Source organism: Anabaena catenula FACHB-362 (assembly GCF_014698735.1).
GTDB classification, from domain to species: Bacteria; Cyanobacteriota; Cyanobacteriia; order Cyanobacteriales; family Nostocaceae; genus Anabaena; species Anabaena variabilis_A.
Genome location: NZ_JACJTQ010000086.1, coordinates 1 through 7752, shown reverse-complemented (window position 1 = coordinate 7752; position 7752 = coordinate 1). Strand labels below are relative to the sequence as shown.

Sequence of the window (7752 nt, the reverse complement as noted above, 5' to 3'; positions counted from 1 at the left end):
GGCATCTCTAACGCTTATTTTAGCGTACCAGCCAGCTACCTTTGCATTGGGGCATCTCACTTTTAAAAGCAGTGGCAGTAACACTTTAGCTATTTCCGGAGATGTCTATTTAAAACCGAATCACTTGTTTCTGATGTATTCAATGGTAAACGTAAATTAACTGTTGAACATATCCAAAAATTTGCGGAGTTTTTTAAAGTTTCACCTGCTGTATTTTTTCCAGAAAATCCATTACAGCGAGATTTCTTAGAGACTGCTTAAAGTTTGACTATCCAAGCATTTACCAGGTGAAATGGATATTTGCATCTTTGTTCGATTAAATAACTCAAAAACATTTGAGAAACAGAAACGCTCCTAATAGTAAACTGGGAGCATTTTTGTATGTAATTGATACGTGAGTGAGTACAATGATTGACTACTCATCTACCAGAAGCATCGAGAGGGAACGCACTGCTAAAGGTGAACTGCTTGCAGCAGTGCTAGTTCCCTCTGGGACGCTCCGCGAATGCTTTTGTTGTTTATATTAATTGGTACGGAATTTAGAAGTACGAAGACTTCTCTTGGAAACCTGCACAGGACTAGAAGCTGGTCGTGCCACCTTTGACCAAGACTGCATCCGCTCAACAGCAGCAGCATCTTGAACAGCTAAAGGCGTAATATTTCGCTGGCAATTTTCTAAGTCAGCTAGTGTTACCTGCTGCGGTCTTCCTTCATCAAAAGCCAGTAGTGCGGCTTCTGAGGCCAGAGTTTCCAATTCAGCACCGCTAAACTTGCTGGTACTAGCAGCGATCGCTTCCAAATACTCTTCAGGAACTTTGATACCGTAACGTCCTAGATGAATCCTGAGAATTTGACAACGCTCAATTTCTGTGGGTAGGTCAACAAAGAAATTCTCATCAAACCGACCTTTGCGCTTGAACTCAATCGGTAAAGCAGTTGGGTCATTACAGGTTGCCACCACAAACACCCCTGCTGTACACTCAGACATGAAGGTGAGGATATTTCCTAAAATTCTTTGCGAAACCCCAGAAGTATCGCCATTAGCGGAAAGTGCCTTCTCAACTTCATCAATCCAAAGGACACAGGGAGCGATCGCTTCGGCTGTACTGAGTGCGCGGCGGACATTACCTTCAGATTCTCCTACCAGACTACCCAGCATTGAAGCAATGTCTAGTTGCAACAATGGAAGATTAAGGATAGTTGCAATGTTTTTCGCTACTATTGATTTACCTGTCCCTGGTGGCCCCGCTAATAGCACTCCTTTAGGTTGGGGTAAATTGAGCGATCGCGCTTCTTGGGAAAATAACCGACGACGACGTTGCAGCCAGTCCCGCAGCAAATCTAGACCCCCAAAAGGTATTGTCGTTGGTTTACCCAATTCGATACCCATTTGAGCCAATAGCCGGGTTTTGTATTCGACAACCAAGGAAATGACTGTAGCATCAATCACAATGCCTTGAGAAGTTAATCGTTCTTTCACAGTCAACCGCAGAAAGTCGCTAATTTCTTCCAAAGTTAGTCCTAATGCTGCTCTTGCTAAGGTTTCTTTATCTTCAGTGGTCAGAGAAACTGTAAAATTCACCTCTTGCTCACTGGCAGATTCTTGCAAATAGAGCAAATATGATTCTAAGTGGTCTTGAATTTGTTCAATGCTAGGTAAAGGAACTTCACAGCAAGGAATAAGCCTCAATAAAGATTCATGCAGTTGAATATTTTGACCCAGAAGTACAATGCGCTTTTCAGTTGGTTTGAGACGATGATACAAGTTCTTGACTCTGGTAAGAACTTCCCAACTTAATTGCAGGGAGTTTTTGCCCACAAAAGGGTGAATATCTCCCAAAATGAACACCCCATTTCCCTCAAAATTGTTGATGTACTCGAATACATATATTAGAGGGTCTATGTGAGGAGGCTTTTTATAAGTCTCGACTGATTTGAATACCAGTCCACCGTCATCAGCAATCAGACATTGTTCTAAGCTGGATACTCCTAAATTCCAGAAATACACAGGACTGTTGAGTTTATCCATGACTTCAGTAGTTAACCATTGAATGATAGTGGCTTCTTCAGGAGATAGAACCTCTAAAGCCACGATGGGTATTTGAGAATCAATGGTGGTAATTAGGTTTGATAGTTTCATGGTTATGAATAAGGAATTTTGTTTGTTTCCCAGTGAAAATGTATTGATGAAATAGCAAAGCTTGTTTAGGCGAAGGAGAGGGAGGAATATTGAAGATATTTTCCCCCTCCCTGGTTTGAGTTTATTGATGCAGTCGGTGTTGGTGAGTATTGGTGCTACGAAGCTGTTGGTGGGATTCGGGCTTGTAAATGCGATCGCCCTCCACTATCCCCAAAGCTTCCTCAAAAGGTTGGGTTGCTTCTAGACAGGACAATCCCTCAAATCCTTCAGCTTCTATTTTTACTTCACCTGTAGCAGTGTCAAAATGTATCAATATTGCCCTTTCCATAAACTATCTCCGTACTTGCTGAGTTTGTTGATGTGCTGAGAATGCAAGACGCAAGGTATGTACCTGACCCTTGGTTTCTTCTGTGATGGTGCATTCTCCTAGCCGTTCTTGTAACTGTGCTGCTTTAGCGCGAACCATGTTTTTACCGTAGGCTTGCATGAGGGTATGAGAAAAGAAGTTTTCTCCCAGTCGGGGTACTGTTTCATAGGCATCATGGATGATTTGATACACCTTTACTTCTTGATCCCACAGAAATCCGATATCTGCGCGGGCATTTAAAGTATGACCAGGGACAACAATCTCTGCACTTTTGCCTTCAGAGTCGTCGTAATAACCTTTGAGCAATTGTGGTTTCTCATAAACTTGCACGGTAAGCTGCAAATCTTGTAGAGCATCAACTAAACATTCACGATTAGTTAATTTTGTGGTGACAGTTGAGAAATGTGACATCTTAGTTACTGTGAATTGGGAAATTAAGACTGATAAACAGGAAAGCAAACAGTTGCTATTACTTCCTCTCTTAATTGCGTAGCAAGTGTATGAGGTGTATTATTCTCATCTACACCTCACACCTTGTTTTTGTTCAAAGATGATACAGACAGGTTTTTCTACCGAAGTTTGAGAGACATGGCTGTAGCTTTGCTTAACCCCATACCTTCATCACTTGCTAATCTTTGAAGATGACGTTGTTCATCCAGCAGCTTGGCGTAAATTTCGTCCATTTTTCCCTCTAATTGAGAACGCCCCTGTGAATCAAGCCTTTTGGCATCTACAGAAGCGTTTTCGAGAATGTCTTCTAGATGAGTCATCATTTGTTCCAGACTGCTACCTGCTTCAAAACTGGCGTTACCCAAAAGCATTTGCACTTTCTTAAAATGACGTTCCATCTTTTTCTTGAAGTTAACCGGCTTGCGTCCTGGTTCCCAGTTGCTCAAATCTTCGAGTAATTGTGCTGCTAATTGTTCACCACCTGCGATCGCAGATTCTCTGAGTGTTTGTTCTAAATTTGTGTCATACTGCTCGATAAACCGAGTTATTTGCTGCAAACATTCAGCTTGTTGTTCTGACAATTGCTCGCTAATAGCAGGAATAATCACAGGACGACCAATTATTACTTGTAAATAGTCTTCTAGTTCCTCTAAACAGGGAAAAGCTTTTACTAAGTTTTGCTTAACTTCTTGTTGTTGTTCTACAGATAACTGCCAAGCATTCAGTGAGAGAAATTTATCAATCCGTTCTTGATAATCTGTGTAACCCTCATCATATTCTTCTCTCAATTGGGTGCGTAAAGTAGGGGCAATATTATCTCGAATTTCGATTAATTGACTCCAGACTATGGGTGCTAAATCTATGGAACAAATCCAGTCACCATTGTCATAATTCATCCATTCTTGGACTGATGCAATTTCTTGTCTTAATTTGTTTGCGGCTTCATCTAAGGCTTTGAAAACTTTGATGCCCTTTAAACCAACTTCTGAAGTTGTAACTTTTACTAGGTCTGATTCTTGTTCATTTTGAGACGTTTTGAGAACATCTGCCCATTTCGGAGCATTGCTTTTAGTTGTTTTCTTTAATTGAATCTTGAACCGGATGCGTGTTTTGTTTAGTTTGGAGAAGTTGTATCTTTCAACAACAGCGTTTTGGAGGAAGGTTTCGTTTGAGTTGGGAATGACTGCTTGTAGCATATTGTTTTGGGAAATATCGTTTTCTCAAACTTGCAAAGCGTCAGCTTTGATTTTAATAGCTACAGCCAAAATTCTGTAGTGTGATTTCAACTTTGTGTTAAATATTAGCTTTTTTAAAATTATGAAAACTTATCACTACAGCTAAAAAAGTGACTAATAAAATATTCAAATGTTAATTATTGATTACTTGATATTTACTAGTTGAAATTTGGAAGAAGCTGCTTGAATAAACTTTTCGACATCTAAAATATAATTACTCTTGCTAATATTGATGTTACCTATATGAACAATTTTTGGTTGATTGATCATTGAGGTAAAGTAACATTCATATAATGAATTATTTTCTATATAATCAATAAGGTCATTTACACTAAAAAAGTCTTGTTTCCAAAGTTTAAAAATTATTCCTTCTAATTTATTTTCATCTATATCAAATTCTTTAATAGATATTCTTCCATTAGTAATAACATTTATTAACTCATAAATTGGTATTATATTACTGCCTTGTTCTTGCCAACCACTAATCATTCTATTTCCTGTAACAATACATTTATGTAATTTAGTTGGTATTGAGATATTCAATCTAGCGGAAATATCCTTTTTAAAATTTTCATCTTGTAAAATATGTTGAATTTTGTTAAGTTGTTCTGCTCCTTTTAAAATATAATTATAGCTAGTTCTTAGCTCAAAAGGGCTTGTCGGATGCAAAGAATTCTTACATTCAAAAATAAACAATTGATTTTCAATTATTGCCATAATGTCAATATCACCCACTATACCTTTATAGGAATACGAGATATTTCTTTGTACAAAAGATGATACTGGTTTTAGTGCATCTTCTAGAAGTTTGCCAAGATTATCTTTCTTTCCATCAGAATCAAATCTAAAATTTGTAGACTGAAGAGCATTTCTTGGTAAATTAGAGTTACACAATATCCCAAGAGGTAAAAAGATTGAATTATCGAGAGTTAGAACAGGTTGGTATTGTATATCAAAAATTTTATTTGAATCAGGATTCCATGATAATAAATCGAGTAAATTATCTGCTTTATTGTGTCCAAATAAATCTTGTAGTATTTTTAAGAAAGATGCTTTTTCAAAAGTAGGGATAATTGAACGCCAGAATAATTTTGAATTAAGCAATTTTTCTGCTTCAATATACCCAAATAATGCAAAAAGCAGAATACTAAAAAACCGCTGTAATTTGATAATATCAAACAAGCAAATATTTTTATAAATGTTTATTTTTGTAATTTGATCGAAGTCTATAAATATTTCTTTTTGGATGGAATTTATTTGGATTATTTCTTCAATAAAAAGTTTATCGCTACTGATTACTTCCTTAATAATAGGAAATTTCATCACAATACGCTTAGAAGGTTTTTCTTCAATAGAAAATAGTCTATCTTTAAGTTCTAAAGCAATTTTTTTAGCACTCCGTATCAGAGAATTATCATCAGTAATATTAAAATTCATCATTAACTTAACTGAGTCAGCACTATGTTGAACGTCAGCTTTTATATAACCTAAGTCTATACTTCTTTGTAGCTTTCCATCTGCTGCTTCAATAATTACTGTATTTGCTTGCCGTACGGCTTTGTAGGTAAAATAATCTAATAAAATTTCAATTTCTCTAAAATCAACTATTTTATAGAAATTTGCAAGATTCTTTAGAAAGATATTATCGCGTATACCTCTAACATCAACTGAATTTAGTTGATTTATGTCGAAACTTTTTTTATCATTAAGCTTAAAAAAGTAAAAAGAAAAAGCAGAAGCTATTTCTTCTTTACTATATCCAAATCTCTGAAAAGAGTTAATTCTGTTATCAAAAGTATTACTGGTTATAATATGCGGCCAGAATAAAGCTTCTAGACAAACCAAATAGCTTTTAAATGTAGATTCATCAATTTCCTGGGTTAATTTTTTAATAATCTTCTTGACTTCACGTCCAGCAAATAATATTGATTTTACAGAGTTAAGATAACTAATAGACTCTTCTGTTAATGTGTTGATTGTTGTAATATTATCAATCAAACTTTGTAAAGTTTTTACCTCGTAATTGTAAGAAGAGCAACGGAATATCCCTTTCGCTTTTATTTTTTTCAATAATTCTATTTCGTTTTCTAATAAGCCTTGTCTTAGTAAAGGTAATGCTGCTTGCCATTCGTTATTAGTAATTAAAATTTTTAACTTTTCTACTAGCTTTTCCATGATTTATTTAACTGCTACTTGTAGCACAAATGTAACTAACTAAATTTTTTTTGTCAATAACTGGATATTCAAATGGGGCAAATAATAAGCGTGTTCTATGTTCCTGACTATTGGGGTTATATGATAACTGAGAAATTTATTTTTTTGAGCTTCGGTACTTTGTGAAGCGATTTCACCGAGCTTACTGCCGGAAGCAATCATCGCGTTGCTTCTAAAAGAAGTAGCTCCTACCCTCAATGAGCAGAAGCCGTGTATTTTGGTTTTATTAACAAATGGTATTCCTGATTTTTATTGCTGCTCTTGTTTATTCCTCCACCAACAGAGTTTCTATTTGAGCCAGTAGTTTTTCCAAAGCTTTTTGCTTTTTAGGATTTTCCCAAACCTTCGCTTTTTGTAATTGACTTGATGCTTCCTTATAACGGTTTTTGAGTGAAGGTGGTTCTGGGTTTACCTGACGACTTGCTTTAATTCTTTCGTTAATCTGAGTTAGTGATAGACTGTCTGCTATCGTCGCCTCCAGGAGTGCAGTTCGTTGTGCTAAATCTTTCACACGAGCGATCGCAGTAGCTTTGGTATATTCAATTTCACCTTTGTGCAAAGCATCTAGGACATCTTCTGGCAGTTTCAGTAACGGTAGACGACTGCTGACAAAAGATTCCCAACTTATCATTCCCAAGGCATCAAATACAGCTTCTATTGCTTCGGAATCTTCACTACCCAAAACGTTTTGGGTAACTTTACCTTTAGCCTCATTTTGCATTCGGTAGAGAAGTGAAACCACGTTATCAGTATCCTGATTTAACCTCAAACTTAAAAGCTGAAGTATACCTTCAGTCTCTTCGATTGGGTTCAAATCTTCTCGAATCAGGTTTTCAACAAGGGATAACTGCAAGGCTTCTCTATCGTTGAGTTCTCTAACAACAACAGGTATTTCTTTTAGTCCTACTTTCAGGGCGGCTCGGTAGCGTCGCTCTCCTGCAACTAACTCATATTGCCCTGCTTCTAAAGAACGGACTAACAGAGGCTCTAAAATACCGTGTTCTTTAACTGATATTACCAGTTGTTCTAGCTTTTCTGGATCAAAGTAGCGCCGGGGCTGAGAATTAGGCAGTTTGATAGAGTCAATAGAAATTGTATGCGGAGTGGTAGTAGTATCTTCAGTTGGGTAAACACTATCTCCAAGTAAGGCAGCTACGCCTTTTAATTGACTGGTATAAGGTTGGTCTTTTTTATTGGTATTCACTTCAATTTTTCTAAACCTAAAGATATTTTTTCTAATAGACATCTCCGAAAAAGAATTAAATTATGGTATAAGAATATAAAAGTGTATTTTTTGGTAAGACGTTATGGGCAGTATATTTGAATATATTCAGAGCAATCCTCAC

At 36.6% G+C, this 7752-nt stretch carries 6 protein-coding genes and 1 pseudogene; 1 reads left to right on the top strand and 6 read right to left on the bottom strand.

Translation table 11 applies throughout. The annotated features are described in order from the left end of the window. Nucleotides 1-126: 126 nt before the first annotated feature. Nucleotides 127-261, top strand: a pseudogene (locus tag H6G68_RS27750) (helix-turn-helix domain-containing protein); the annotation flags it as partial. Nucleotides 262-523: 262 nt separating this feature from the next. Here the strand turns inward: H6G68_RS27750 and H6G68_RS26200 are convergent. From H6G68_RS26200 to H6G68_RS26175, 6 genes are all read right to left on the bottom strand, one after another. After that, complete coding sequence (locus H6G68_RS26200) at nt 524-2140, bottom strand: AAA family ATPase (protein WP_190909265.1); 1617 nt, start codon at nt 2138-2140, stop codon at nt 524-526. Nucleotides 2141-2261: 121 nt separating this feature from the next. Next, nucleotides 2262-2468, bottom strand: coding sequence for a DUF2997 domain-containing protein (locus tag H6G68_RS26195; RefSeq protein ID WP_190909264.1), 207 nt, complete (start codon nt 2466-2468; stop codon nt 2262-2264). A 3-nt stretch (nt 2469-2471) separates the two neighbouring features. Next, nucleotides 2472-2918: a DUF1257 domain-containing protein gene (locus H6G68_RS26190; protein WP_190909263.1), complete on the bottom strand. Its 447-nt coding sequence runs from the start codon at nt 2916-2918 to the stop codon at nt 2472-2474. Between the two features lie 158 nt (nt 2919-3076). After that, nucleotides 3077-4153, bottom strand: coding sequence for a hypothetical protein (locus H6G68_RS26185; RefSeq protein WP_190909262.1), 1077 nt, complete (start codon nt 4151-4153; stop codon nt 3077-3079). Nucleotides 4154-4336: 183 nt separating this feature from the next. Further along, on the bottom strand, nt 4337-6367 hold the full coding sequence (locus tag H6G68_RS26180; RefSeq protein ID WP_190909261.1) for an SH2 domain-containing protein: 2031 nt from the start codon (nt 6365-6367) through the stop codon (nt 4337-4339). A gap of 304 nt (nt 6368-6671) precedes the next feature. Continuing rightward, nucleotides 6672-7652 carry a ParB/RepB/Spo0J family partition protein gene (locus H6G68_RS26175; RefSeq protein ID WP_199332733.1) on the bottom strand — a complete coding sequence of 327 codons (981 nt, stop codon included), beginning with the start codon at nt 7650-7652 and terminating at the stop codon, nt 6672-6674. Between the last annotated feature and the right edge of the window lie 100 nt (nt 7653-7752).

Coding starts and splice junctions, on each gene's coding strand:
- H6G68_RS26180 (WP_190909261.1), bottom strand. CDS start 6,367: ATGGAAAAGCTAGTAGAAAAGTTAAAAATTTTAATTACTAATAACGAA.
- H6G68_RS26175 (WP_199332733.1), bottom strand. CDS start 7,652: ATGTCTATTAGAAAAAATATCTTTAGGTTTAGAAAAATTGAAGTGAAT.
- H6G68_RS26190 (WP_190909263.1), bottom strand. CDS start 2,918: ATGTCACATTTCTCAACTGTCACCACAAAATTAACTAATCGTGAATGT.
- H6G68_RS26185 (WP_190909262.1), bottom strand. CDS start 4,153: ATGCTACAAGCAGTCATTCCCAACTCAAACGAAACCTTCCTCCAAAAC.
- H6G68_RS26200 (WP_190909265.1), bottom strand. CDS start 2,140: ATGAAACTATCAAACCTAATTACCACCATTGATTCTCAAATACCCATC.
- H6G68_RS26195 (WP_190909264.1), bottom strand. CDS start 2,468: ATGGAAAGGGCAATATTGATACATTTTGACACTGCTACAGGTGAAGTA.